This is a genomic window from Frankia sp. ACN1ag (assembly GCF_001414035.1).
Classification (GTDB): domain Bacteria; phylum Actinomycetota; class Actinomycetes; order Frankiales; family Frankiaceae; genus Frankia; species Frankia torreyi.
On the sequence record NZ_LJPA01000008.1, the window covers coordinates 100,905 to 127,242 of the forward strand.

Genomic DNA, 26,338 nt, shown 5'->3' on the forward strand with positions numbered 1-26,338 from the left:
GCGAAGGTTACCGGGAAGTGGGTCTAGGGTCCTCTTTCAGGGGTGCCGACGGTCCCCGCGAGGGGGTGAGAAAGACCCCACCGGCAACGGATGCACCACGCACCTCGTCGACGCCACGCACCTCGTCGACGCCACGCACCTCGTCGACGCCACGCACCTCGTCGAGCAGCGCGCCGAGGCGCGCCACCGCGGGGTCGGTGCGCAGGCGTTCCACCGTGACCTCCCCGCCGTCGGCGTCGCGCACCGGCAGGCGCCAGTTGGGATAGGCGTCGACCGTGCCCGGCAGGTTCGGCTGATGCAGGTCGCCGAGGGCGTCACCGGGGGCGGCCAGCACGATGCGGCACGGTGAGCGCACCAGCAGCCGGTGCAGGGCGAAGGCGAGCTCGGTGCGGGCCGCCGGCGTGAACTGCACGCCGCCGCCCTCGGTGGCGCCCACCGGCCCGGCCAGCAGTCCCTCGGCTCGCAGCAGGTCGAGCAGCGCGTCCCGCTCGGCGCGCCAGCCGGCGGTCTCCGCCTGCTCGGACCGCCCGAGAAGGCCCAGCCCGGCCCGCAGCCGCACGTGCTCGCCTTCGAGATAACCCGCCGCGGTGGGCAGGTCATGCGTGGTGACGCTGGCCATCGTCGCCGCCCGGTACCGCGCCGGCGGCAGCGGACGGCCGGAGTCGTCCTGCTCGAACCACAGCACCGTGGACCCGAGCACCCCCGTACGCGCCAGCGTCGTCGCCACGGACGGCTCGACGGTGCCCAGGTCCTCGCCCACGACGACGGCACCGGTCCGCGCGGCCTCCAGGGCGACGAGCCCGAGCATCGCCTCGGCGTCGTAGCGGACGTAGGTCCCATTCGCCGCCCCGGCACCCTGCGGGATCCACCACAGCCGGAACAGGCCGAGGATGTGGTCGACCCGCAGCCCCCCGCCGCGGCGCAGCACTGCGGCCACCATCTGCCGGAACGGCGCGTACCCGGTGTCGGCCAGCGCCTGCGGTCGCCACGGCGGCAGTCCCCAGTCCTGGCCCTGCTGGTTGAACGTGTCGGGTGGGGCCCCCACCGTGGCGTCGACGGCGAGGACGTCCTGCAAGGCCCACGCGTCCGCCCCGCCCGGATCGACCCCGACCGCGAGATCGTGCACGATCCCCGCGGCCATCCCGGCGCCTCGGGCGGCGGCCTGTGCCGCGGTGAGCTGGTCGTCGCAGCGCCGCTGCAGCCAGGTGTGAAAGGCGATCCGGTCGGCCAGCTCGACGCGGGCGGCCGCGACGGCGGGTGTGCCGGGATGCGCGAGCTGCGCGGGCCACGCCCGCCAGTCCGGCCCGTGCCGCTCGGCCAGCGCGCACCAGGTCGCGAAGTCGACCAGCCCCTGGGTGGCCGTGTCCTCGTTACCGCCAGGCCCGCCGGCACCGCCAGGCCCGCCGGCACCGCCATCCGGGTCGCCGACCTCGGGGTCGCTGGCGCCGCGTGCGGCCCGGAACAGCAGCTCCAGCGCGGCGGACTTCGCCCGCCACACGGCGTCGCGGTCGAGCAGGCCGTCCGGCCGGCCGTCCCGGCGGGCCTCGCGGGCGAGCTCGTCGACGGCGGCCCGGGTCCGCTCGTCGGCCCGCGCGTACTCGGGCGTCGCCTCGGGCCGCAGGTAGAGCGGCGCGGCAAAGCGGCGGCTGACGGGAGAGTAGGGCGACGCGGCGACCGGGAGCGTCGGGGCGGCGGCATGCAGGGGATTGACGAGCAGCACATCCGCACCCGCCCGGCCGGACCAGTCCGCGAGATCGGCGAGGTCGGCGTAGTCGCCCATGCCCCACGAGGACGCCGACCGCAGCGCATAAAGCTGGATCATCCAGCCCCAGGCCCGCGCCGGTTCGGCGAGCGCCGGGGGCCCGGGCACCGCGTCCGGTACGGCGACGAGCGCGCAGCGAAAGCGCTGTGCCCCCACCGCGACGTGCAGCACGTGGTCGCCCAGCGGCAGCCCGGTGGGCAGGGCGAGCAGCCGGGCCTCCCACGGCTCGCCGTCGAGGGTCCGGCGTTCGGCGGGCTCGCCCGGCGGGTCGAGGAGGATCCGCCGGCCGGTGTCGAGTTCCAGTTCGGCCTGCACCACGGCACCCGCCGGCAGGTGCACGATGATCGGGCGCGGCGCGGCGGCCGAAACCACGGCGCAGGCCGGCAGCCGACGCCGCCAGGGCGCCTCCCGGGCCGCGGTGAGGGCCGCCGCGGGGTCGCTCGGGTCGATCCCCAGCAGGCGCAGGACCGCCCGCACGGTCTGCGGCGCGACCCGCACCAGCGCCCCTTCGGCGTCGCGGTACGCGGTCGCGACTCCGGACGCCTCGGCAAGCTCGGCGAGCTCCCGGGCGGGCGGCGCCGTCCAATCCCCGGCCGGGTCCGCAGGCTCCGCGACAGCCGCAGCGACGCCGATGACCGCGGCACCAGGCGCCACGGCACCAGGCACCGCCGTGCCAGGCACCGCGCTGACGGAATGCTGGGACGGCTCGGACCGGGCGGGATCGTCTGGGCTCACGGACCAGGATTCTCCGCCGCGAGACCCGGCCGGGACACACCGTCCGCCGGCGTGGGGGCCGGAGAGCCTGTGGTAGGAGAGGCGCCGGCCGGCGGCGGGCGCCACACCAGGTCGGCGTCCGTGCCCGGGGCGCCGCCCGCCAGGGTCAGCGCATCCCGGGGGTCCGAGGGGTCGGGGGTCGCCAGCGGCAGCCGCATCCGCAGCAGGGCCCCGCCGCTCGGCGAGCCCTCCGCGGTCACGGTGCCGCCGTGGGTCTTCACGGCGTCGGCGACGATCGCGAGGCCGAGCCCGGATCCCGGCAGCCCACGCGCCGAGGTGGCCCGGTAGAACCGATCGAAGACCTGGGCCCGCTCCTGCGGAGCGATGCCCGGCCCGTCGTCGGCGACGGTGACCTCGCCGTCGCGGGTGCGCACCCGCACGACCGACGCCGGCGGGGAGAACTTCACCGCGTTGTCGAGCAGATTGGTGACGGCTCGTTCGAGCATGTTCGCCCGGCCGTCGACCGGGGAGCCCGCGGCGTCGACCTCGATCCGGATGCCCTTGCCGGTGGCTCGTCGACGCACGCGTTCCGCGGCGGCGGCAACAATCTCGGCCAGGTCGAGCCGCTCCACGTCCTCGGTGGGCAGCTCGTCCCGGGCGAGCTCGACGAGCTCGCTGACCAGCCCGGACAGCTCGCGCATCTGGGCGTCCACGTCGCGCAGCAGGGCCTCGCGGTCGGCCGCGGGCAGTGCGCGGTGCGGGTTCGCCTCGGCGCGCAGCAACAGCTCGATGTTGGTCCGCAGGCTGGTCAGGGGGGTGCGCAGCTCGTGGCTGGCGTCGTCGACGAGCTGGCGCTGACGGGCTCTGGAGGCTTCCAGCGCGCGCAGCATGCTGTTGAGGCTCTCCGCGAGCCGAGTGATCTCGTCGGCCCCGGTGACGGGGATCAGCGCCGAGAGGTCCTGGGTGCGGGCCACCTCCTCGGCGGCCGCGGCGGCGGCGTCGACGGGTTTCAGTGCCGCCCGGGCCACGATCCGGCCAGCGAGCGCCGAGCCGACGACCCCGGCGACCCCGACGACGAGCAGCACCAGCCCGAGGTCACGCAGAGTCCGGTCGACGTCGGTGGTCGGCCGGGCGAGCTGGAGCGCCCCGCCGGACGCCGGACGCTGCAGCGGGACCGTGACCAGTCGGTAGGACTGGCCGTCGACGGTGATCGTGCGCAGGTTCTGGGTCCGTTCCCGGCGGGCGACCTCGGCGTCGGCGGCGTCGACCGGGATCCGCACGCTGTTCCAGGACGACACGGCGTTCTGCAGCGGGTTGCCGGTGGCATCCAGGAACTGACCCTCCAGGCCGAAGCTGAAGGCCTGCAGGCCGAGTCCCAGGCCCAGCGAGTTGGTCTGGATGGTGTCCGCGGACGCCTCCGCCTGCTCGATGAGCTGGTCGTCGATGGCCTGGTTGAGAACGATGCTGGTGGCGCCGAGGGAGACCCCGGCGACCACCGCGACGGCGGCGGCCACCGCCATGCCGACGAGCAGCGCGAGCCGCGCCCGCAGAGTGAGCCGGCCCAGCGGCGAGGAGAACCTGAGCCGGGACCGCTGCCTCGACCCGACCCGCCGGGCGAAACCGTCGCGCCGGACGGCGCCCCTCGGCGGGCCGGACTCGCCGCCGGCGGGGGCGCCGGCACCACCACCGGCACCACCACCGGCAGCGCCGGCGGCACCGGCGGCACCGGCGGCACCGGCACCGGCGGGCACCGGATAGGCCGGCATCGGCCGCCCCCAGGACGGCGGCGCCGCACCGCTTGCCGGCGGTCCTGCGCCGGCTCGCGTCACCCGCGGTCCCCCGCCGGCTCACGCAGCACGTAGCCGACGCCGCGCACGGTGTGCAGCAGCCGGGGTTCGCCGCCCGCTTCGAGCTTGCGTCGCAGGTAGCTCACGAAGACCTCCAGCGAGTTGGAGGTGGGGCCGAAGTCGTAGCCCCAGACCCTTTCCATGATCATTGAGCGGGACAGCACCTGCCGCGGATGGCTGAGGAACAGCTCCAGCAGTTCGAACTCGGTCTTCGTCAGGGTCAGTTCGCGCTCGCCCCGGGTCACCTGGCGGCTGGCCTGATCCAGGCTCACGCCGCCGTAGCGCAGCACCGAGTCGGCGACCGCGCCCGACCCGCCGGCGCCGCCCGCCCCGGCGGCCCGGGCTGCGAGCGCCGCCCGGCGGGTCAGCGCCCGCAGCCGGGCGAACAGCTCCTCCAGGGCGAACGGTTTGACCAGGTAATCGTCGGCGCCGACGTCGAGGCCGCTGACTCGATCGGCCAGACCGTCACGCGCGGTCAGCATGAGCACCGGCACGTCGTCGCCACGGGCCCGCAACTGGCGGCAGGTCTCCAGCCCGTCGATGCGGGGCATCATCACGTCGAGGACCACGATGTCCGGTTGGTTGCGGCACACCGCGTCGAGAGCTTCCACGCCGTCGATCGCGGTCGTCACCTCGTAGCCCTCGAACCGGAGCGAGCGCTCCAGGGACTCCCGGACAGCCGCGTCGTCGTCCACCACCAGTACCCGCACGGCTCCAGTCTGCCTGTGCGCAGTGGACAGGTGGATGGTCGCCGGGCCGTCTCAGGAACACCTACCGCGATCTTCAGGCCAGCTTCAGCCAGGCCGCCGGCCCCGGATCCCCGGCTGCGACGGGGTTCCGCCTGGTGGCGCGGCGGGCCGGCGGCGCACGGCGAGCACCCCGGACGGGCTCACCCGGAGCGCGACGGGCTCGGCGGGTCCAGCCGCGGCCGCGGCAGGTCCTCGGTGATCGAGCCGCCCGGCAGTCCCGTCCCCGAGCCGTCGTCCTCGGCCTCGTCGTCGTTGCGCTCCTCCTNGTCGTCGTCGACCACGGTCACCTCGCTGCGCTGGACGGTGCCGAGGGCGATGCCGGCGTCGCTGAGTGCCGTGCGCACCCGCTCCCGCAGCTCGCGGGCCACCTCCCACTGCTTCAGCGGCTGGGTCTTGACCGCGAGACGCAGGGAGTAGCCGTCGGCGGTCATGGTCTCCATACCCCACACCTCCGGCTCGGCGAGGATGAGGCTGCTCCACCGGGGGTCCGCCCACAGCTCGTCGGCGGTGCGGCCGAGCACCCGCTTGGCCTCGCCGACCTCGGTGTCGTAGTCGAGCGGGACGTCGAGCACGGTCCTTGCCCATTGCTGGCTCTTGTTGCCGATCCGGGTGATCTCGCCATTACGGACGTACCAGACGGTCCCCTCGACATCGCGCAGCCTCGTCATCCGCAGGCTCACCGCCTCGACGGTGCCCGAGACGGCGCCGACATCGATGACGTCACCCACGCCGTACTGGTCTTCGAGCAGCATGAACATCCCGGACAGGAAGTCGCGGACGAGGTTCTGCGCCCCGAAACCGACGGCGATTCCCAGTACGCCCGCACTGGCGACGATGGGCGCGAGATTGATGCCCAGCTCGCCCAGGATGCTCAGGAATGCCAACCCGAAGACGAAGATGGAGGTCACGCTGCGCAGCAGCGAACCGACCGTCGCCGCCCGCTGCCGGCGCCTTTCCATCAGCACCGTCGGATCCCCGAACGCGCCCAGCAGCGTCCCGGCGCGGGAACCGCGGAAGAGCCCACCGCCGCCGGAACCAGCTCGTTCCGTGGTTCGCCGGATGAACCTGTGCAGCAGCGCCCGCACCACGAGGGCGATCAGCAGGATGAGGATGATCCTGATCGGGGTGCCCAGGAACACCTCCGCGCCGGAGGCAAGATAGTTACTGTGCGTAGCGTTATAGACGGTGCGACAGAGCAGCCCGGGGCTGGTCCCGCAGGCGTCGCGCAGCGCGTTCGCGACCCCCTCGAGCGAGACCAGCGGATCGGTGGTCACCGATGGACTCGGCGAGGGTGGCGGGGTGGCCGCCGCGGCGGCGGACAGCGGGCCCGGCGACGCGGTGGGCGACGGCGAGGCGGACAGCAGCATCCCCAGGCCGGGGATGAGCGGTTGGGCCAGCAGGGACGGGGCGGGCGTCACGACGTCGGTCATCCTTCCTGTCGATTCCGTCGGTCATGGCGGTCGCGACACCCCCGAGGCGGCCGTTTCGCGGCGTGGCGCGCCCACGACCCCGGGGGGGCGACGATCAGAGATCAGTCTCGCCCATGGGGACGGCCCATCGGTGCCCGCCCCCGGACGTGGCCGGCGGGCGACCACGCGCCGCCATGATGACCCCGCTCACATTGGATCGACGGAGAGTGACTAAAAGTTCACCGATTGATGGGCGGAGAGTGACAAAGGCCACCAGATATGTGCAGCGCCACGGCACGAAAGCCGATGACCATGCAAACAGGCTCGCGTTCTGCCGCCGAAGACGGTTGACTGTCCATTGTCACCGGAGACGCTTGGGCAGAACGGCCCGCAAAGGGCCCTCGGTGGGCAGGAGGTCGGCGCGTGGCAGAGGCGCTGGTTCTCAATGCCACGTACGAGCCTCTGTGCGTGGTGTCGCAAAGGCGCGCGCTCGTCCTGGTCCTGACCGACAAGGCTGTGATGGTCGAATCGGCGGGCCAGGTTCTTCGGTCCTCGACGACGTCTGTCGACGTCCCGATCGTGGTCCGGTTAGCGCGTTTCGTCCGGGTGCCATACCGCTCGCAGGTCCCACTGACCCGCAAGGGGGTGCTGGCGCGCGATCATCACCGGTGCGTGTACTGCAATGCGCCAGCAACATCGCTGGACCACGTCATTCCGCGCTCCCGTGGGGGCGCTCACGTATGGGAGAACGTCGTGGCGGCCTGCGGTCGCTGCAACCATGTCAAAGCCGACCGCGCCGTGGCTGATCTTGGCTGGCGGCTCCGCACGGCTCCCCGAGCGCCGAGCGGAGCCGCTTGGCGCATTCTGGGGTCCCGGCGGATGGATCCGCGCTGGTCGGCCTACCTGAGCACGGACGTGACCGAGGCCGCCTCGGCCTGAGGCACCCGACCCGGTCCCGGGTACGCGTTGTCGGCGCTGGGCAGGTAGCCGGTGTGCGCATCCTCGTGACCGGGGCGACCGGCTACATCGGCGGCCGGCTGGCCCCCCGCCTGCTCGACCAGGGGCACGACGTGCGGGCGATGACCCGCGACCCGGCGCGGTTGCGCGGCGTCCCCTGGGCGGCCCGGGCGCAGGTGGTCCAGGCCGACGCCCGCGACCCGGCCTCCCTGCCGGCGGCGATGGCCGGTGTCGCCGTCGCCTACTACCTCATCCACTCCATCGACTCGGGCGGCGACTTCTCCGCGGTGGACCGCCAGGCGGCGAGCGCCTTCGCCGCCGCCGCCCGCATGGCCGGGGTACGGCGCATCGTCTACCTCGGCGGGCTGAGCCCGGCGGGCGGCGAGGAGGGCCTGTCCGCGCACCTGAGCTCCCGCCAGGAGGTCGCGAGGATCCTGCTGGACTCCGGGATCCCCACCATCGTGCTACGGGCGGCGGTCATCATCGGCAGCGGCAGCGCGTCGTTCGAGATGCTGCGCTACCTCACCGAACGGCTGCCGGTGATGCTGACCCCCCGCTGGGTGCGCACCCGCATCCAGCCGATCGCGGTCCGGGACGTGCTGTACTACCTGATCGGCGCGCTCAGGGTGCCTCCGGAGGTCAACCAGTCCTTCGACGTGGGTGGCCCGGACATCCTGACCTATGCGGAGATGATGCAACGTTTCGCGGCGGTGGAGGGGCTGCGCAGACGGATCATCATTCCGGTACCGGTGCTGTCCCCCGGGCTGTCCTCGCTGTGGGTCGGCGTGGTGACCCCGGTACCCAAGGCCATCGCGAAGCCCCTGGTCCGGTCGCTGCGTACCGAGGTCGTCGTCCGCGACGAGCACGCGGTCCGCCGGTGGATCCCGGACCCGCCGGACGGGCTGATGCCCTTCGACACCGCGGCCGCCTACGCTCTCGCCCGCGTCCGCGAACGCGGCGTCGAGACCCGCTGGTCGACGGCGGTCTGGCCGACCCGCTCACCCGCCCGAACCAGGCGGCGGGCCGGCTCGCCGAAGCCGGCAGGGACCGCAGTGACGGCAGGGACCGCAGTGACGGCAGGGACCGCAGTGACGGCAGGGACCGCAGTGACGGCAGGGACCCTGCCGCCGTCGGTCCTGGGGACCGCGGCGGGACGCGGCGGCGTGGCCTGCGCTCCCCGGCCGCCCGGCGAGCCGACCTTCACGGACCCGCACTGGACGGGCGGGGCGCTCTACGTCGACGAGCGCAGCATGCCGGTGGCCGCCCCACCGAATCGGCTCTGGCGGGTCATCGAGGGCATCGGCGGCGAGAACGGCTGGTACTCGTGGCCGCTGGCCTGGTCGGCTCGCGGCTGGCTGGACATCGTGCTGGGCGGCGTCGGCCTGCGCCGCGGCCGGCGGGACCCGCAGCGGGTGCACGTCGGGGAGGCGCTGGACTTCTGGCGCGTCGAGGAGATCGAGCCCGGCCGGCTGCTGCGGTTGCGCGCGGAGATGAAGATGCCCGGCGACGGCTGGCTGGAGCTGCGTGCCGCCGTCGGCGACGACGGCGGCACGGTCTACCGGCAGCGGGCGATCTTCCTGCCCCGCGGGCTGCCCGGCCAGCTCTACTGGTGGGCGATCAGTCCCTTCCATGCGGCCGTGTTCGGCGGCATGCTGCGCAACATCGTGCGCACCGCCGAGGCGACGCAGGTGTCCCCCGCAGCGTCTGCCCGCCGCTGAGAGCCCGGACAGCAGCGAGAGCCCGGACAGCAGCGAGGGCCCGGGGGCAGGCGGGCCCGGGGGCAGGCGGGCCCGGGGGCAGGCGGGCCCGGGGGTCAGGTCCAGCCCCGGCCCTGGGCCGGCGGGTCGGGGGGAAACGGTCCGTGCCCCGGGGGATCCATCAGCGGCGGCGGTTCGGATCCGGCTGGCAGCCGGCCCCCGACGCCACGTCCCGGCACGTCGGGGATCTCGATGTCGAACCAGACCCGCTTGCCGCCCGGGGTCGTCTCGACTCCCCAGGCCAGCGACAGCGCCTCCACCAGCAGCAGGCCCCAGCCCGACTCGGGGTCGGGCTTGTTCGCCGCCGCCGCGCCCGGACGCGGCAGGTGGCCGCCCTCGCGGTCCTCGACGCTGATCCGCAGCCGGCCCGGCTCCAGCGACGCCCGCAGCACCAGGTCGCTGCGCGCGTGCAGGACCGCGTTCGTCACCACCTCGCTGACCAGCAGGGTCGCGTCCTCGACCGAGGTGATGCCGTAGTCGAGCATGACGTCGCGCATCGCCATCCGGGCCTGCCCGGCCGAGGCGGCCACCGCGGGCAGCGCCAGTTCGAGCAGCGGCGGGTTCACCGCCTGGGTGGTCAGCACCACCATGGCTGTGTCGTCGTCGGTGCGGGCCGGCAGGTCGGCGGCGATCAGGCACCGTTCGAGCAGCGACCGGGCCGTCTCCTCGGCCGGGCCCTCGCCGGTACCGGCAACCGTGTCCGGGCCGAACCAGCTCCGCGCGGCGAAGCTGTCACCGCGGGCCCGGCGGCGCCGATCGGCCCCCCCGGCGCGACGTTCGCCCCCGGCGCGGCGGTCCGGGCCGGTGCGCCGGTCCCGGCCGCTGCGCCGGTCGGCCATGCCCCGCGGCGGGCCGAGGGAGGGCCCGGGCGCCCGCCGGTCGACCCACGCGCCGGTCGACGCCTCGCCGGGCCTGTCAGAGCCGCCGGCCGGGTCGCCCTCCGCCGCACCCCCCCGCGCAGCGTCGCCGGGGTTGCCGTTTGCCGCGGCCTGGCCGGCCCGCGCGGCGGCCACCCGGGCACGCTGCTCGGTCAATCCGCGCCGCAGGTTCTCCAGGCCGTCGACCAGCGGCCGGCGCCGCGACTCCACCAGGCCGTCGGTGAACATCACCAACGCCGAGCCCGGCGGCAGCGTCACCGTCGTCTCGCTGAAGCCGCCGCCCTCGCCGACGCCGAGCGGCAGGCCGGGGTCGAGCACGAGGTAGTCCGGGTCCTCGTCGGGCAGGATCACCAGCGGGGCGGGGTGCCCGGCGTTGGCGATGGTCGCCCGGCCGGTATGCCGGTCGTAGACCGCATAGATGCAGGTGGCGAGCTGCAGGCCGGGCAGCAGGCCGACGACCCGATCCAGCCGGGTGAGGACCTCCGCGGGGCACCAGTCCTCCAGCGCGTAGGCCCGCAGCGCCGCGCGAAGCTGGCCCATCACCGCGGCGGCCCGCAGCCCGCGGCCCATCACGTCGCCGATGGCTACTCCCACCCTGCCACCGGACAGCGGGATCACGTCGTAGAGGTCGCCGCCGACCTCGGTGCCCGCCGTCCCCGGCCGGTACTCCATGGCGATCTCGACGCCCTCGAGAGCGGGCGGATGGGCCGGCAGCAGCGAGCGCTGCAGGGTCAACGCGGACTCCTGGGCCTCCTTGAAGCGCAGGGCGTTCTCCAACGCGAGGGCGCCGCGGCGGGCCAGGTCCTCCAGCAGAGTGACCTCGGCGTTGGTGTAGAAGCCCTCGCGGCGGCCGACGGTGATGGCGCCGAGGATCCGCCCGTGCACCGACAGCGGCACGTTCGCCGTCGGGCCGCCCTGGATGCGGCGGAACTGCTGGTAGGCGAGCTCGTGCGGGAACGACAGCGTGGCTCGCAGGCTGTCGAAGTCGGGCAGGCAGTAGGTCTGCCCGTTGCGCAGCACGACGCCGGGCGGGAAGTCGTCGGCGAGCGTGGGCGGGCGGGTGGCGACGATCGCCCGCATGATCTTGTCGACCTTCGGGTCGATGAAGACGGTGGCGCCCAGCCGCACGTCGTCGCCGTCGCGCACCCAGACCATCGCGCCGGTGCCGAAGCGGGGCACCGCCAGCCCGGCCAACAGGTCGGGGACGTGCTCAGGATCGAGGGTGCCACCGAGGACGAGCCCGGCGTCGGCCAGGAACGACGCCGGCGAGCCGTCCGGGCCGCCCCGGCCGTCGCCGCCCGGGCCGCCCCACAGCACGCGGGCGATCCCCCGGGCACCGCGCAGCCCCGCTGACGCCGAGCGGCGCACCTGCTGCGACATCCGGGCTGCCGCCTGCGAACTCAGGGCGATCCCGGCGTCCGCCGCGGCAGCGATAGCGGACATGCCGGACGAAGCCCCGGTGGCGGGTTCGGGCGTCGGGGCTGGATCCCCCCGCCCCCGATCGAATCCGACTACCGGGACCGAGCCGTAACGGCCAGTCACCTGGTCCACCCGCGGAAGTCTAGTTCGGTAACCGGATATCGCGCATCGCGAGAACGTCGACCCGAGCCGGGAGCAGTACCCCATCGCCATCCCTTCGCGCACTCGAGCCGGGTTTGCCGCCACCGAGCCGTCGCCGGAGGAGCATGTGTCGCACCAGCGCGGCCGTCCGACCGCCCGCGTCCGAAAGGCCGCGACGGTGGGGCAGCCCGAAGCATCGAGTCCCGACGGGGCGGTAGGTCCGGACGGGGCGGTAGGTCCGGACGGGACAGACCGGGCGGGGCCGAGGTGCTAGATACGCCGCCGGAGGCCGGGACGGCCGGCAGATCTGTCGGTGTCCCGGCGTCGGCGACGGCGCCCTGGTGGGTATCGGTCACCGCGGGACCAGGGGCCTTAGAAAGGATCACATGGGGATACATCATTCCAGCACTGACTATTCCACGATTGGATCGAGTTCTGGTAACAGGGGGGAAACCCCCCGTTCGTCTCCGGCCCGCGTTGGCAACCGGGATGCCGGATGGTGGCGGCGGGCCGTGTTGTACGAGGTGTATCTGCGCAGCTTCGCCGACTCCGACGGCGACGGCGTCGGCGACCTCACCGGTCTGCGCCAGCACCTGCCGGCCCTCGCCGAGCTGGGCGTGGACGCCCTGTGGATCACACCCTTCTACCCGTCCCCGATGGCCGACCACGGCTACGACGTCGCCGACCACCGCGAGGTCGACCCGCTGTTCGGCAGCCTCGCCGACGTCGATGCGCTGCTCACCGACGCCGCCGACGCCGGTCTCGCCGTCCTCGTCGATCTGGTTCCGAACCATTCCAGCTCGGCGCATCCGGCCTTCCAGGCGGCGCTGGCGGCCCCGGCGGGCGGACCCGAGCGGGAGCTGTACATCTTCCGGGACGGGCGGGGACCGGACGGCGGCGAGCCCCCGAACAACTGGATGTCCGTCTTCGGCGGTCCGGCCTGGACCCGGGTTGCCGACGGCCAGTGGTACCTGCACCTGTTCGACGCCGAGCAACCCGACTGGAACTGGGACCATCCCGCGGTGCGGGCCGATCATGAGGCGACCCTGCGTTTCTGGCTCGACCGGGGCGTCGACGGCTTCCGCATCGACGTCAGCCACGGCCTGGTCAAGGACGGCGAGCTGCGCGACAACCCACCCGACCGGGTGATCGACGACAGCGGGTTTCGGGAGGAGGGCGAACCGCGGGTCTGGGACCAGGACGGCGTGCACGAGATCTACCGGAGCTGGCGGGCGATCACTGACGAGTACACCCGCCGGGACGGCCGGCCCCGGGTGCTGATCGGGGAGACCTGGGTACGCGACCCGGCGCGCCTGGCCCGGTACGTCCGCCCCGACGAGCTGCACCTGACGTTCTCGTTCTCCCTGCTGACCATCCCGTGGTCGGCGCCGGCCTGGCGGACGGTGATCGACGCCGAACGCGCGGCGCTCGCGGCGGTCGGCGCGCCGGCCACCTGGGTGCTGGCCAACCACGACGTGGTGCGTCCGGTGACCCGCTACGGGGGCGGGGAGGTCGGCACCCGCCGCGCCCGGGCGGCGCTGCTGACCCTGCTCGCGCTGCCCGGCGTCGCCGTGCTCTACCAGGGCGACGAGCTGGCGCTGCCGCAGGCCGACGTGCCGCCGGCGGCGCGCCAGGACCCGGCGTGGACCCGTTCGGGGGGCACGGTGGCGGGCCGGGACGGCGCCCGCGTGCCGCTGCCCTGGTCCGGCGACGCGCCGCCGTACGGATTCACCGCGGACGGCGTCGAGCCGTGGCTGCCGCAGCCGGCCGACTGGGCCGGGTTCGCGATCCTCGCCCAGGCCGAAGATCCGATGTCGACGTGGCTGCTCATCCGTGGGGCGCTCGCGCTGCGCCGGGCCCTGCCGCACCTGCGCGGCGACGAGCTGCACTGGCGCGACGACGCACCCGCGGGCTGTCTTGCCTTCGACCGGACGACCGCGGACCCGACGACCGCCGAACGGGCGACCCCGGGGGCGCCCACCTCGGTGGGGCCGGCACGTATGACGTGCGTGACGACGATGGGACGGGAGGTGACAATCGACCTGAGCGGCCGACTGGTGCTCGCGAGCGGACCTGTGGGTTACGACGGCGCGACGCTGACCCTGCCACCGGACACCACGGCGTGGGTCGCACCCCGTACGGGCTGAGAGCGCATCGGCGGCCCGGATGCAGGCGAATGTGACGCACAATGGAGGCGTGAGCCAGCCCCGCACACCGGCCCAGCCCACGACGACCTTCTTCGATGCGGTCGGCGGAGAGCCGACGTTCCGCAGGCTGGTCGCGCGGTTCTACCAGGGGGTGGCGAACGATCCGGTGTTGCGTCCGCTGTACCCGGAGGAGGATCTGGCGGGGGCGGAGGATCGCCTGCGCCTGTTCCTCATCCAGTACTGGGGCGGCCCGAGCGATTATCAGGAGCTGCGGGGCCACCCGCGGCTGCGGATGCGGCACGTGCCGTTCGCGATCGGCCCGGTACAGCGCGACGCCTGGCTCGTCGTGATGCGCGCGGCGGTCGACTCCCTGAACCTGCCGCCCGATCAGTACAAGACGCTCTGGGACTACCTGCAGATGGCGGCGAACTCGCTGCAGAACCGCGCCGACTGAGCTCGCCGCCTGAGTTCGCCGCCTGAGTTCGCCGACAAGGCCGTCCGACGACAAGGCCGTCCCGACGCCGCCGCCCGTGCTGGTCTCCCAGCCCGGGCGGCGGCGGAACGTCAGTCGCGCGTGAGCTTGCGGTAGGTGACGCGGTGTGGGCGGGCGGCCTCCTGGCCAAGCCGCTCGATCTTGTTGGCCTCGTAGTCGGCGAAGTTGCCCTCGAACCAGAACCAGCGGGCCGGGTCCTCGTCGGTGCCCTCCCAGGCGAGGATGTGGGTGGCGACCCGGTCGAGAAACCAGCGGTCGTGGGAGACGACCACGGCGCAGCCGGCGAACTCCAGCAGCGCGTCCTCCAGCGACCGCAGGGTCTCCACGTCGAGGTCGTTGGTGGGCTCGTCGAGGAGCAGCACGTTGCCGCCGCGCTTGAGGGTCAGGGCGAGGTTGAGCCGGTTGCGCTCACCGCCGGACAGCACGCCGACGGGCTTCTGCTGGTCCGGGCCCTTGAACCCGAACGACGACACGTACGCCCGGCTGGGGAAGTCGACCTTGCCGACGACGATGTGGTCGAGGCCGTCGGAGACGACCTGCCAGACGTTCTTCTTCGGGTCGAGGCCGGCCCGGGACTGATCGACGTAGGCGATGTCGACGGTGTCACCGATGACAAGGCTGCCCGCGTCGGGAGTCGCCTGCCCGGTGAGCATCGTGAACAGCGTGGTCTTGCCGACCCCGTTGGGGCCGATCACACCGACGATGCCGCCACGCGGCAGGGTGAACGACAGGTCGTCGATGAGCAGACGGCCGTCGAACCCCTTGGTTAGCCCCTTGGCCTCGATGACCTGGTTGCCCAGCCGTGGGCCGGGCGGGATCTGGATGTCCTCGAAGTCGCGCGGGCGAGCCCGGTCCGCCTCGGCGGCCAACTCCTCGTAGCGGGACAGGCGTGACTTGCTCTTGGTCTGGCGGGCCTTCGGGTTGGAGCGGACCCACTCGAGTTCCTGGGCGAGGACCCGGCGCCGCTTGGCGTCCTTCTGGCCCTCGACCTTGAGCCGGGCCGCCTTGGCCTCCAGGTAGGTCGTGTAGTTGCCCTCGTAGGCGTGCGCGCGGCCCCGGTCGAGCTCGAGAATCCAGCCGGCGACGTTGTCGAGGAAGTACCGGTCGTGGGTGACGGCGAGCACGGCGCCGGCGTAGCGGGCCAGGTGCTGCTCGAGCCAGGCGACGCTCTCCGCGTCGAGGTGGTTGGTCGGCTCGTCGAGCAGCAGCAGGTCGGGCGCCTCGAGCAGCAGCTTGCACAGGGCGACCCGGCGCCGCTCACCGCCGGACAGCAGCGACACGTCGGCGTCACCCGGGGGCAGCCGCAGCGCGTCCATCGCCTGATCGAGCTGACTGTCGAGCTCCCAGGCGTTGCCGGCCTCGATCTTGTCGATGAGCTCGGCCTGTTCGGCGAGCAGCGAGTCGAAGTCCGCGTCGGGCGCGGTCATCTTCTCGTTGATCTCCTCGTAGCGGGCGAGCACCCGGCGGATCTCGCGCACCCCGTCCTCGACGTTGCCGCGGACGTCCTTGGTCTCGTCGAGCGCCGGCTCCTGGGCGAGCATGCCCACGGAGTAGCCGGGGCTCAGGATCGCCTCACCGTTACTCGGCTGGTCGAGCCCAGCCATGATCTTGAGCAGGGACGACTTCCCCGCCCCGTTGGGACCGACCACCCCGATCTTCGCTCCGGGCAGGAAAGCCAGGGTCACGTCATCGAGGATGACCTTGTCACCGTGGGCCTTGCGCGCTTTGCGCAACTGGAAGACGTACTGCGCCATGTCGTCAACCCTAGGGCATCGCGGCGACCACCCTCGCGGCGGTGATCGGTGGCGTGACCGTCCACCACCGTTTCGCGGTCTGTTCCCGCCGGCCGCACCGGCCCTCACGGCCTCGGTGGGATACCTCCACCGGATCGCGGGCACGGACGGTACGAGAGCCGTCACCAGACGGCGAGAGGTGGCGGGCGGGCAGGTATGCGGGCGAATGACCACCGGTTCGGGCTGGCGGCCGAGGCGTACGTCTTCGGCTACCCGCTGGTGAGCAACGTCCGGCTGAGCGGGCGGTTCGCGGGCGAGGGGATCGGGCTGCTCGCACCCGCCGGGTTCAACGCCTTCGCCCACATGCGTGATCTTCCGGGCCCACGCTCGCCGTTCGTCAGCGTCAACGCGGACGTGCTGCACTCGGTGGCGCAGGTCGACCTCGCACCGGGCCCGCTGGTCCTGTCCGTCCCGGACTGCGGTGACCGGTACAGCCTGCTGCTGTTCGTCGACGCCTGGCGCAACAACTTCGCCTACGCGGGGCGACGGACCGGCACCGGGCGCGGCGGGTCGTACGTGCTCGTGCCACCCGGCTGGACGGAGCCGACGCCGTCGGACCTGATCCGCATCGAGGTCCCGACCCGACTGCTGACCGTGATCGGCCGTTTCGGCCTCGACGACCCGGCCGACGCCCGCCCGGTCCACCGGCTTCAGGACGAGCTCCGGTTGCATCCCCTGGATCCGGGCGCGCGCCGAGCGGAGGGACCGCCGGAGCATTCGAAGAGCGTCTGCGACGACCTGCGGTTCTGGGAGGAGCTGCGGATCTGGCAGCGGGCCTGCCCCCCGCCGCCGGCCGAGGCCGACTATGCCCGCCGCTTCGCCCCGCTCGGGATCTTCGACGATCCCTCGCCGTACGTCGATCCCGATCCGGCGCTCACCTGGTCGCTGCGCGGCGGGTTGCGCGCCGGCCGCGACGGGCTCGAACGCGTCGCCCACGCCGGGCGGGCACTGAGCAACGGCTGGTCCAGCACCCCGCACGCCCTCGACTTCAACCTCGACCGCCTGGGGCCGGGAACCCGCGACGAGCCGGCCTGGCGGATGACCGACCGCGACCAGGCCCGGCTGGCTCGGGCGATGGCGGCCCGTCAGCCGATCGGCGCGACCCACGGCTACGAGAGCATCGAGGCGACCTGCCTGGTGGACGTTGAGGGCCGCCGCCTGACGGGCGCCCACCGCTACATCTTTGACCTGGCGCCGCCGCCCCCCGCGGCGGAATGGTCGGTGACGATGTACGACGCTCCCGAGTACTACCTGGTGGACAATTCCCTGCACCGGTTCTCCCTGGGCAGTCGAACCCGCGACCTGCGCCGCGGCCCGGACGGCTCGGTCCGTGTCCTCATCCAGAGCGATCCCCCGTCCGACGAGGTCGAGCAGGCCAACTGGCTGCCCGCGGCGACCGGCGACTTCCGTCCCACGCTGCGGATCTACGGCCCTGGCGAGGACGTGCTCGACGGCACGTACGCACCGCCACCGATCCGCCGCGTCGACTGAGTCACCTCGCCCCCTCGCCTGTCCGTGACGTCGCCCCCCCGGGCGGCACCGGCGTCCGCGAGGCTGACCCGCAGCGGCGGCCGGGCACCCGTGCCGACCTCGTCGACCTGCCCCACCGACCCGAGCACCGTGACCGCGGGCCCGCCCCGATCCGGCGCAGCGCGGCCCGCGGCGAGCCGCACGGGGAGGATCTGCTGGTCGACGGCGTGCTCGTGCCCCCGGCGGTCCGTCGCATACAGCGTCACGGCGACGGAGGTGCCGCGGCCGCCGCGGACCACGGTCGCCGTCGGGCGGACGGCCGGCTTACGCGCCGCGCCCGGGCGAGCCGACCCCGTGTCGTCATCGAGGGCGAGATCGTCCACGCCGAGGCCGTCGTCGTCGACGGTGAACGTCAGCGACGTCGCCGCCCGCGGGTCGACCGGGATGGAAAGCCGGTCGCGGCCGGCGGTGAGCACGAGCCGGGCGGACCGGCTCCGAGGCGGCGTGGCGCCGGCCGGGACGGCGACCGTCGCCGCCACCCGGTCCCCGGCGCGGACCGCGAGTCGCTCGACCCGCGCCGTGGACGGCGACCCGGGCGACCGGTCGTACGCCGGGGCGAGGCGCAGCAGGTAGGCAGGCCGGTCGGGATGGTCCGCGACCACGGTGAGGTCGTCGACGCCGCGGGCGACCGCATACAGCACCGGGTCGTCGAGATCCGGGCCGTTGGCCGTCACGGGGGTGGGATGGCCGAGGAACGCCGGGTTCGCCGCGACGAACACCAGCGGGCGATCCGGCAGCCGGCGCAGCATGGCGCGCAGCTCCCGGTCGTTGCCGGTCAACACGAGGTTGTCGCGCACCGCACCGGTGAGGACCACGACCGTGAGGGTGACGACGGCCGCCACGACCGGGACGAGCACGGCGAACCCGAGCCGGCGTCCACGGGCGACCAGGGCAGCCGCGCCCCACGCGCATCCGGTCGCGCCGAGGTGCACGAGCGGGATGAGGACGGCGACCATGTAGAAGGGGCCGAGGTAGCGGATGCCGCCCCACAGCTCGGCGGCGTTCCACGCTCCCCAGAAGCAGACATACCCAATCAGGAACAGCAGTCCGCCGAGGCCCAGCATCGCGGCGGGCGCGGACAGTCGCCGCCGCACTCCGGCGGCGAGCGACGCCGCCGCAAGCACGACGCCGCCGAAGGCCCAGCCGCCGAGCAGCCAGAGATGGTCCCCGACGGAGCTCAGTCCGTCGGTGAGGCCGAAGTCGTGCCGCCCGTCGGCCGGGTAGAGCTTGCGCAGCCCGAAGCCGATCCGATCGTCGGGTTCGAGCAGCGCGAACGGCAGACGCAGCGGGCTCCCGGTCGCCGCCGCGTTGGTGAGCAGCACGATCGCCGCCGGCGCGGCCAGGCCGCACACCAGCCAGCGCACCAGCCACCAGCACCGCCCGGCCGAGGTCACCAGCAGCCAGACCGCGAGGGGTGCCAGCAACAGCACGACGTCGTACGGCCGCACCGCCGCGGCGACGCCGAGCGCGACCCCGGCACCCAGCACGGGCGGCGCGCGGTGTAACCGCCGGCCTCGCAGCACCCCGAGCATGGTCGCCTGGAGCAGGACCAGTGCCGGCAGGTAGCTGAGCACCATGGCGCTCTGCAGAAGCACCAGCGGGGAAAGGGCGAGCAGGGTCGCGGCCAGCGCCGCGACCCTGCGGCTGCCCGACAGTTCGACGCCGAGCAGGTAGGTGACGACGACCGCCGCCGCCGCAATGACGGCGAGCGCCGGATCGATGCTGCCGGCGACGAACAGGCTGGCCGCGAAGACCGCGGGCACGAAGGGCGTGTACTTCAGGACGTAATGGTCGTCGACGACGGTGCCGAGCCACGGCAGGTAGGACTGCGCGGGATGCGGCGCGGGCGGGAACAGCCTGCCCTCGGCCAGCGTCCGAGCGTGCAACAGGTAGATGCCCTCGTCGTTGTTGACCGACAGCAGGGGAAAGACGGTGTGTCTCAGCACGACGGCAGCGGCGGCGCTCAGCATGGCGAGCACCGCGACGTACCGCGCTGCCGCCGGAGCAGCGGCGAGGCGCCCCCTCAGGCGCCGACCGAGGGCGTCCTCACCCGGCCCCGCGGGACTGCCTGTGGGGGCCCTTCCCCAAACTGCCCGCTGCGCCGGGACGGCCGGCAGCACCGGACCGGAGTCCGGCTCGGCGGGCGCGGGTGCGCGCCGCCTGCTCTCGTGCCGGCTACTCACCCCCGGCACGCTACCCAGCGCCGCCGACGGCGTCGGCGGCAGGTCCACCCCACCTTTACGCATTGCCGTCATCGTTGGCCATGAGATGATCAGTGCTGCTCGGCGGCGGCAGAGAACGCGCGCCAGGGCGAGCCGTCCACGCCCGAGCCGGACGGGAAGGGCGTCGCCCCCGCTCCCCCTCCGCCCAGGGCGTCGGCCCGCGGTGCCGCCGTAGCCAGCGGCGCCGACACCCCCGGCACCAGGCCGGCCGCTGTCGACCCGATCGCGGCGACGCCGATCGGCTGCATGTCCCTCGTCAGGGCGTGCGCCAGCTCCTCCCTTCCGCCGGTGACCGCGACCGACGCGACGTGCTCCGGCTGCGGTGGACCGACCTCGGCCGACTCTCGCAGGTCGACCAGCGGCCCGCCGCCGGGCAGGTTGAGCCCGGTGGCCTCGACCGGTGCGGCTGCGGGCCGCCGGGTAAGCCGCTGGGAGCGCGCCGCGTGCCAGGTCAGCTCCGTGCCGACGGCATCGGCGTCGATCTCGTAGCTGACGCGCCGCTCCCCCTCGCTCGTCTCGAACGAGCGCTGCCGCAGCCGGCCGTAGACCAGCGCCCGGTCCCCGCGCACGAGGCTCGCGGCGACGTTGTCGGCAAGCTGCCGCCAGCAGGACACGCGAAGAAACAGGGTCGCGCCGTCGACCCATCGATTCTCGGATCGGTCGAAGCGGCGCGGCGTGGAGGCCAGGCGGAAGCTGCACACCGAGGCACCGTTCGTCGTCGTCCGGTGCTCCGGGTCCTCGACGAGGTTGCCGACGAGGGTGATGGTCGTGTCGAGCATCGCGTGCTCCTCGGGTCAGGGAGGAAGGTGCCGGCGCGGCGTTGCGCCGGCGTCGTTTCACTGTGGGCCGCCAGGGACGGCTCCGGAAGCCCCGACCATCCGGCTGTGGATAACCGGCGTCCGTCCACACCCCTCCCCATCCCAGGCCTCCCCGTTTCGGACCACTCCGCCCGGACCCGCCCGGACCCGCCCGGACCCATCCGGGCCAGGCGAGCAATACGGACGACCGGAGCGGGAACACCATCCCTGGACGCCCGGTTGCCGATCCATGGGTCGGCGAGATGCCAGGCCATGGCCCGATCGGACGATGCGGCGCCCGGTCCGGCGTTCGCCCGCCCCACCCGACGCCCGGCGACCACGTCTCGCCGACGTGGTTCCCCACCAGCACCGTCGTACCCGGAGGACAGCGATGTCGACGACCACGACCAGCTCGACCACCAGCCCGGACGGCACCCCCACGGCCGCGGGCAGCGGAACCTTCCTGCTCGGCGGCGACCTGCCGATCACCCGGCTCGGGTTCGGCGCCATGCGCATCACCGGCCCCGGCATCTGGGGTCCCCCCGCCGATCCGGCCGAGGCCCGCGCCGTGCTGCGCCGCGCGGTGGAACTCGGCGTGAACTTCATCGACACCGCCGACTCCTACGGCCCGCACGTCAGCGAGGAACTGATCGCCGAGGCGCTGCACCCCTACCCCGAGGGGCTCGTCATCGCGACCAAGGGCGGCCTGACCCGGCAGGGTCCGAACCGGTGGGCTCCGGTCGCCCGCCCCGCCTACCTTCGCCAGCAGGTGGAGATGTCCCTGCGCCGACTGAAGCTGGAGCGGATCGACCTCTACCAGCTCCACCGCATCGACCCCGCCACCCCCGTCGAGGAATCCCTCGGTGAGCTGCGTGCGCTGCAGCAGGAGGGGAAGATTCGCCACATCGGCCTGTCCGAGGTCAGCGTCGCCGAACTGGCCCACGCCCGCACCCTGGTTCCGATCGTCAGCGTGCAGAACCGCTACAACCTCGCCTACCGGACCNCCGAGGACGTCCTCGACTACTCCGACCGTGAGGGCATCGGCTTCATTCCGTGGAACCCGGTCGACACCGGCCGGCTCGCCCTTCCCGGCAGCGTCCTCGACGCCGCCGCCAAGCACCACAGCGCCAGCCCGGCCCAGCTCGCCCTCGCCTGGCTGCTGCGCCGCTCCCCCGTGGTGCTGCCGATTCCGGGTACGTCGTCAGTGGCCCATCTGGAGGAGAACATCACCGCGGCCNGAGTCGAACTCACTGACGACGAGTTCGCCGACCTGTCCCGTCTGGCCGCCTCCTGACCCCCGGCCACCCGCACCGCAACACCCCGCGCCCCGGTATCTCGGCCCCGGCATAGCCCGATNGGACCAGCGAACCGGGGCGCGGCCACTCCTCTGCCGTTCCCTCGCACCCCCACGTGGTCGCCCCGACTCACCGGCCGGCGACGTGTCCCCGCGTGTCCAGTACCTGGTCAGGGCTTGCTACCCTGGGTGGAGCTTCCCGGTAGGCCCATCCTGTACCAACGCGCCCGTAGCTCAGTGGATAGAGCGAGTGCCTTCTAAGCACCAGGTCGCAGGTTCGATCCCTGCCGGGCGCACGCGGGGATCGGGCCCACATGCTGCGCCATTTCGATCCCCTCGTCATGTCTGCCGGTTACGCCGCAGCCCGCTGACGGGGACGTCAACGGGCCCTCAGCGAACACGGCGTCGATGAATCCGTCGGGTCCGCCGCCAATCTCGCCTTAGGCCAGAGGTCATAGCTCGACGGTCTCCGACCGGCCGGGGAGAGTATCGGGAATCCCCCGCAGCCCCACAGCCGGGCGAAGCCGATGAGAAGGAGGCCGAGGGCCGTGTCCGGCCCTCGGCCTCCGGGTCTCATGGTTCCGGCGATCCGCCCAGGTCAGGGCTTTGGGTCAGGGGACAAGGATGATCTTCCCGCGGACATGGCCGGTGAGGCTGAGCTCGAACGCCTTCGCGGCCTCGGCGAGGGGGAAGCGGTCCTGGATCTCGAAACGAACCACGCCCTGTTCGGCCAGCTTCACGACCGCGGCCAGCCTGTCCTCGGACGCGGCGACCGCCGCAATCCCGGCGGCGGCGGCATGCTCGTCGGCTACGGCCGTGACCGCACGGGACAGGTCGGGAAGAAGCGCCACCGTCGCCGCGACCGACGCCGCACCGCCGACATTGTCGATCGAGGCGTTGATCGTTCCGAGGGCCTTCACGGCATCCACCAGACCGTCCCCGTACGTGACGGGCTCCGCGCCGATCGAGCGGAGGTAGTCGTGGTTGGCCGGGGAGGCCGTACCGATCACGCGGGCGCCGAGCGCCTTGGCGATCTGGACCGTCGCCGTCCCCACTCCCCCAGCCGCGGCGTGGACGAGCACGGTGTCGCCCTCCCGGACACCGACCTGGTGCACCGCGGAGTACGCGGTCCCGGCCGCAACGGGCAGTGACGCCGCCTGCTCGAAGTCGACGGCGGCCGGCTTCGCGATCAGCGAGCTCGCGGGCACGTTGGCCTGCGCGCGGTAACCACCGGTGAAACCTGACCAGATGACCTCGTCGCCGACGGCGAACCCGTCCACGCCCGAGCCGACCGCGTCGACCACGCCAGCCGACTCGTTACCCGGCACGGCGGGCAACTGCAGCGGCACAAAGTCCTTCAGGTAGCCGGCGACGACCTTCCAGTCGACCGGGTTGACCGAGATCGCCCGGTTCACGATCCGGACCTCCCCCGCGCCCGGCTCCCCCACCGTCTCCTCGGCCTGCACCAGCACCGTCGGGCTGCCGTACTCCTCGAAATAGATCTTCACGCTCATCCTGGACTCCCTGGTCATCGGTTCGATGTCGACACCGCGGGCCGGTGTCGACGTGTGCCGGGTGAGGCTCTGGTGCCGGATCGCCGCCCTGCCGTTGCGGGTGACCCCGGGTCGGCTGTGCTCGACGAGGGGCCTCGCCGCCCATCGGATCGGACGACGCGGATTCGGCGGCGCTGTCAGGTACGGAAGACGGACGCGCTCAGCGCGAACACAACGCGGCGCTGACCCGCTGCAGATCGACGTGCAGCGCCCGGTAGGCCTGGAACGAGGCCAGGACCTCGGTGACGGGGCACCGCGCCGATCGCGCGGACCGCACCATCGCACCCGCTCCCGTCGTCGTCCGCGCGGAGGCCTCACCGCGCTCACAGCCTCAATCCTGTACTGAGACGCCCACCGCGGGCCCGCTATTCCCGACCTTTTCGATCGACCAGCGGACAACGCTGCGGTGACGACCTGCACGGATGCGTAGGCCGTTGGCGACGTGAGCTTGGGACGCCATGTATCAGCCAGCCCCGGGTCGGGTCGGGTCGGACCCATGCGGCGCCCCGCGAACGCATCGCCCATCGCCGGCCCTCTAACGATCTCCGGGAGTTACTGATCTTTAATGTGCCGGGTCGGACGGACGCGGCGCCGGCGCCGGCGCCGGAGCCGGAGCCGGAGCCGGCGGACAGGGTAGGCGCCTGGTCATGTCAGCCTCCCTACCGTGTCCGGGAGACAACCAACAGGGCAGACCTAGCCACCACAACCTTGATCCAACGAACTACCGCCAAGCACCAGGTCGCATCGATCCCGGCCGGGCGCACCCAGCCGGGTGACGGCGCCCCTGACCCGGGCGTCGCAGTCTCCTGCGCGGAGGGTTCGTCTCCTGGCTCCGGGTTGCGCCTCAGTCATCCCGCTGGTAATAGACAGAGATCGAGTGCCAGGCGCCGTCGGCCGTGACTTCGGTGTGCATCACCAGTTCCTGGACCTCGATGTCGCCCAAGGCGTCGATCGAGTCAGCGACCCGTCGAAGGAGAGCGCCGACGTCGTCCTGGCCGGGCCCCACGGGGTTTGCCTGGGAAAAGTGGAACACGGTCCAGCGATCCCGAGCCCCGTCTCGCCACGCTGCCGCATTCTCTGCCATCCGTCAGCCTCGATTCACCGCACCATCCGGCACGCATGGCGCGAATCCACCCCTCGGCACCGCCGACGACTTCGTCGCCACGGTCAGCGAAAAGCTCCGGGCGGTACACCTCGCGAGACGCGGCACTAGAGGATCCAGCGGAGCTGCTGGGTCCGTTCCGGATCCAGGTGGTCGGCCGGGGGAAGCCAGCGCAGCGGCTGGGTCCGCTCGGACTCCGACCCTGCGGCCGTCGCGGTCGGACTACCGACAGCGCGCGCCGCGGCGGGTCGGCGATCGCCGTGGCGGCCTTCGCTGCGGGCTCCGGCCGGGAACTTCCCGTTGAAGATCTTGCGGAGAAAGGGCGACCGCAGGATGACGAAGTGGTGGAGGGCGAACGTCACGCCGAAGGTGAGGGTCGTGACCAGGAGCATCTGCGGCCAGCGCAGGCTCGGGTCGAACGAGAGAAGCGTGGCGATGACGTAGATCCAGAAGTAGTGGAAAAGGTAGACCGTGTAGGACGCGTCGGAAAGGTAGCGAACGGCCGGCCGGGGGCCGGGAACGAGCCGGCTCGCCACGGCGAACAGGTTGACGGTGATCGCGACGGTGAACAGGGTCCGGCTGAGTACCACACCGGTGGACGAGGCCAGCCCGCCCACCCAGCCCCGGGTGGCCGCCAGCAGCAGGACGCCGGCCACGGCAAGCAGTATCGGCGCAGGCCGCTGGAAGGCCGGCAGGAGTCGCCGCCGATCCAGGTAGAGAAGCACGCCCAGGAGGAAGAACGGCAGGAAGTCCAGCGTCTCCTCGACCGGGAGATCGAGGGGATCGGAACCGATGGCGGGAACGACGGCGGCTCGGTACCCCCCGCGAATGAGGATGGTGCCCACCATGACCGATATGATGATCGTGGCCATGACGCGTGGTCGACCGGTGGTTGCCCGCCGGTAGACGGGGCTGGACACGACGCGGGATAGCACGGTCACGGCCGCCGGGGTGCACAACGCGTAGACGAGCAGCGCCACCAGAAACCATAGCTGCAGAAGCCAGCGCAGCTCCCCCGCCGGCTCGGGGACGGTGTGTCCCTGCAGGAATTCCAGGAACGAGACGTCCGGGTTGTGAAAGTTGTAGCTCAGCCACAGTGCGGTGGGGTTGAGCAGGACCAGGGTGGAGACGAAGGGAATTCCCACACTGGCAAGCCTGCGGCGCACGGTGCGCGCGGGTCCGTACTTCCCGACGAGCATCGCGGAGAGAAATCCGGAGATCAGAAAGAAGTCCGCCATCCGGAAGAGGCCGGAGGCATAGGCGATCCCGTTGAAGATCGGATCGTCACCAAGCGTCGAGGCGTGTACGAAGACTCCGCCCAGCATGAAGATGCCACGTAACGCGTCCAGGTAATGGTAATGTTCGTCTGGCGCGGACGGTGCCGCCTTTCCCCCCACGATCCCTCCACCAAGACCACCGGAGCGCTCCGGCATACCCCTACGGCCGACGCTCTCCAACGAAGACGCCGACGGACACACTTGTTTCCATATCGTATGGAAAGCGAAGACTGTCCCTGGCGTCGGGGGTGGGAGCGTCGAGAGGGTACGGCCGGGCAGCCGCTCGACTCCGACTCGGAGCTCGACCTTTTTCCGATGTTGATCTTCTGTTGTGCCGAAGAAGATCTGGAGATGGGTCAGGTTGTGGCAGATCGACCGGGTGGATGCTGGCGCGCGGGCTGGGAGTACTACCACCGACTCCTGCGTGGGCCCGGGCGTCGATCCTGCCGCAACGCGTTCACTAGCATTGTCAGGTCGCCCTCCCCTCGCCATTGCTC

General features: G+C 72.7%; 16 protein-coding genes, 1 tRNA gene and 3 pseudogenes. 9 read left to right on the forward strand and 11 right to left on the reverse strand.

The window, feature by feature from the left end:
- Positions 1-7: 7 nt before the first annotated feature.
- The 4 genes and pseudogenes from malQ to UK82_RS09145 all read right to left on the reverse strand — a co-directional run.
- Positions 8-2,497 (reverse strand): 4-alpha-glucanotransferase, encoded by a 2,490-nt coding sequence (gene malQ, locus UK82_RS09130; protein WP_083507117.1) that lies wholly within the window; start codon positions 2,495-2,497, stop codon positions 8-10.
- Positions 2,494-4,242, reverse strand: coding sequence for a HAMP domain-containing sensor histidine kinase (locus UK82_RS09135; protein WP_236705697.1), 1,749 nt, complete (start codon positions 4,240-4,242; stop codon positions 2,494-2,496). Before UK82_RS09135 ends, malQ begins: the two co-directional genes overlap by 4 nt.
- A 59-nt stretch (positions 4,243-4,301) precedes the next feature.
- Complete coding sequence (locus UK82_RS09140) at positions 4,302-5,033, reverse strand: response regulator transcription factor (RefSeq protein WP_044882882.1); 732 nt, start codon at positions 5,031-5,033, stop codon at positions 4,302-4,304.
- 305 nt (positions 5,034-5,338) lie between these two features.
- Positions 5,339-6,502 (reverse strand): annotated as a pseudogene (locus UK82_RS09145) (mechanosensitive ion channel family protein); the annotation flags it as partial.
- 402 nt (positions 6,503-6,904) lie between these two features.
- On the opposite strand from UK82_RS09145, the gene UK82_RS31180 reads away from it, so the two are divergent.
- Together UK82_RS31180 and UK82_RS09150 are read left to right on the forward strand one after the other, a co-directional pair.
- Positions 6,905-7,420 (forward strand): HNH endonuclease, encoded by a 516-nt coding sequence (locus UK82_RS31180; protein ID WP_009739884.1) that lies wholly within the window; start codon positions 6,905-6,907, stop codon positions 7,418-7,420.
- Between the two features lie 53 nt (positions 7,421-7,473).
- Positions 7,474-9,156, forward strand: coding sequence for an SDR family oxidoreductase (locus UK82_RS09150; protein WP_055406888.1), 1,683 nt, complete (start codon positions 7,474-7,476; stop codon positions 9,154-9,156).
- A gap of 95 nt (positions 9,157-9,251) precedes the next feature.
- On the opposite strand, the gene UK82_RS09155 is transcribed toward UK82_RS09150, so the two are convergent.
- Positions 9,252-11,516, reverse strand: coding sequence for a SpoIIE family protein phosphatase (locus tag UK82_RS09155; RefSeq protein ID WP_236705698.1), 2,265 nt, complete (start codon positions 11,514-11,516; stop codon positions 9,252-9,254).
- Positions 11,517-12,019: 503 nt separating this feature from the next.
- On the opposite strand from UK82_RS09155, the gene UK82_RS09160 reads away from it, so the two are divergent.
- Together UK82_RS09160 and UK82_RS09165 are read left to right on the forward strand one after the other, a co-directional pair.
- Entirely contained in the window at positions 12,020-13,780 is a 1,761-nt protein-coding gene (locus UK82_RS09160; protein WP_055406889.1) for an alpha-amylase family glycosyl hydrolase, read from the forward strand.
- Positions 13,781-13,799: 19 nt separating this feature from the next.
- Positions 13,800-14,234, forward strand: coding sequence for a globin (locus UK82_RS09165; protein ID WP_044882878.1), 435 nt, complete (start codon positions 13,800-13,802; stop codon positions 14,232-14,234).
- Positions 14,235-14,344: 110 nt separating this feature from the next.
- Here the strand turns inward: UK82_RS09165 and ettA are convergent, their stop codons facing one another.
- Entirely contained in the window at positions 14,345-16,027 is a 1,683-nt protein-coding gene (gene ettA / locus UK82_RS09170; protein ID WP_055406890.1) for an energy-dependent translational throttle protein EttA, read from the reverse strand.
- 195 nt (positions 16,028-16,222) lie between these two features.
- Between ettA and UK82_RS09175 the strand changes: the two genes are divergently transcribed.
- Entirely contained in the window at positions 16,223-17,557 is a 1,335-nt protein-coding gene (locus UK82_RS09175; protein WP_044882876.1) for a DUF1254 domain-containing protein, read from the forward strand.
- Here the strand turns inward: UK82_RS09175 and UK82_RS09180 are convergent.
- Together UK82_RS09180 and UK82_RS09185 are read right to left on the reverse strand one after the other, a co-directional pair.
- Positions 17,491-19,842 carry a hypothetical protein gene (locus UK82_RS09180; RefSeq protein ID WP_236705699.1) on the reverse strand — a complete coding sequence of 784 codons (2,352 nt, stop codon included), beginning with the start codon at positions 19,840-19,842 and terminating at the stop codon, positions 17,491-17,493. The genes UK82_RS09175 and UK82_RS09180 overlap by 67 nt on opposite strands.
- A gap of 26 nt (positions 19,843-19,868) precedes the next feature.
- Positions 19,869-20,597, reverse strand: coding sequence for a single-stranded DNA-binding protein (locus UK82_RS09185; RefSeq protein WP_055406891.1), 729 nt, complete (start codon positions 20,595-20,597; stop codon positions 19,869-19,871).
- Positions 20,598-21,006: 409 nt separating this feature from the next.
- Between UK82_RS09185 and UK82_RS09190 the strand changes: the two genes are divergently transcribed.
- The 4 genes and pseudogenes from UK82_RS09190 to UK82_RS09195 form a co-directional block, all read left to right on the forward strand.
- A partial coding sequence (locus tag UK82_RS09190; RefSeq protein ID WP_236705700.1) for an aldo/keto reductase occupies positions 21,007-21,618 on the forward strand: 612 nt, incomplete at its 3' end.
- A 1-nt stretch (position 21,619) separates the two neighbouring features.
- Positions 21,620-21,852 (forward strand): annotated as a pseudogene (locus UK82_RS36760) (aldo/keto reductase); the annotation flags it as partial.
- 1 nt (position 21,853) lies between these two features.
- Positions 21,854-21,909 (forward strand): annotated as a pseudogene (locus tag UK82_RS41425) (hypothetical protein); the annotation flags it as partial.
- Between the two features lie 223 nt (positions 21,910-22,132).
- A tRNA-Arg gene (locus UK82_RS09195) sits at positions 22,133-22,205 on the forward strand.
- A gap of 315 nt (positions 22,206-22,520) precedes the next feature.
- Here UK82_RS09195 and UK82_RS09200 read toward each other — a convergent pair.
- The 3 genes from UK82_RS09200 to mdoC all read right to left on the reverse strand — a co-directional run bounded on the left by UK82_RS09200 (position 22,521) and on the right by mdoC (position 25,961).
- Positions 22,521-23,423, reverse strand: coding sequence for an NADP-dependent oxidoreductase (locus UK82_RS09200; protein ID WP_055406893.1), 903 nt, complete (start codon positions 23,421-23,423; stop codon positions 22,521-22,523).
- 883 nt (positions 23,424-24,306) lie between these two features.
- Positions 24,307-24,546, reverse strand: coding sequence for a hypothetical protein (locus UK82_RS09205; RefSeq protein WP_044886869.1), 240 nt, complete (start codon positions 24,544-24,546; stop codon positions 24,307-24,309).
- A 125-nt stretch (positions 24,547-24,671) separates the two neighbouring features.
- The gene (gene mdoC, locus UK82_RS09210; RefSeq protein ID WP_044886868.1) at positions 24,672-25,961 is read right to left on the reverse strand and encodes a glucans biosynthesis protein MdoC; all 1,290 of its coding nucleotides are present in this window, start codon (positions 25,959-25,961) and stop codon (positions 24,672-24,674) included.
- Positions 25,962-26,338: the final 377 nt, after the last annotated feature.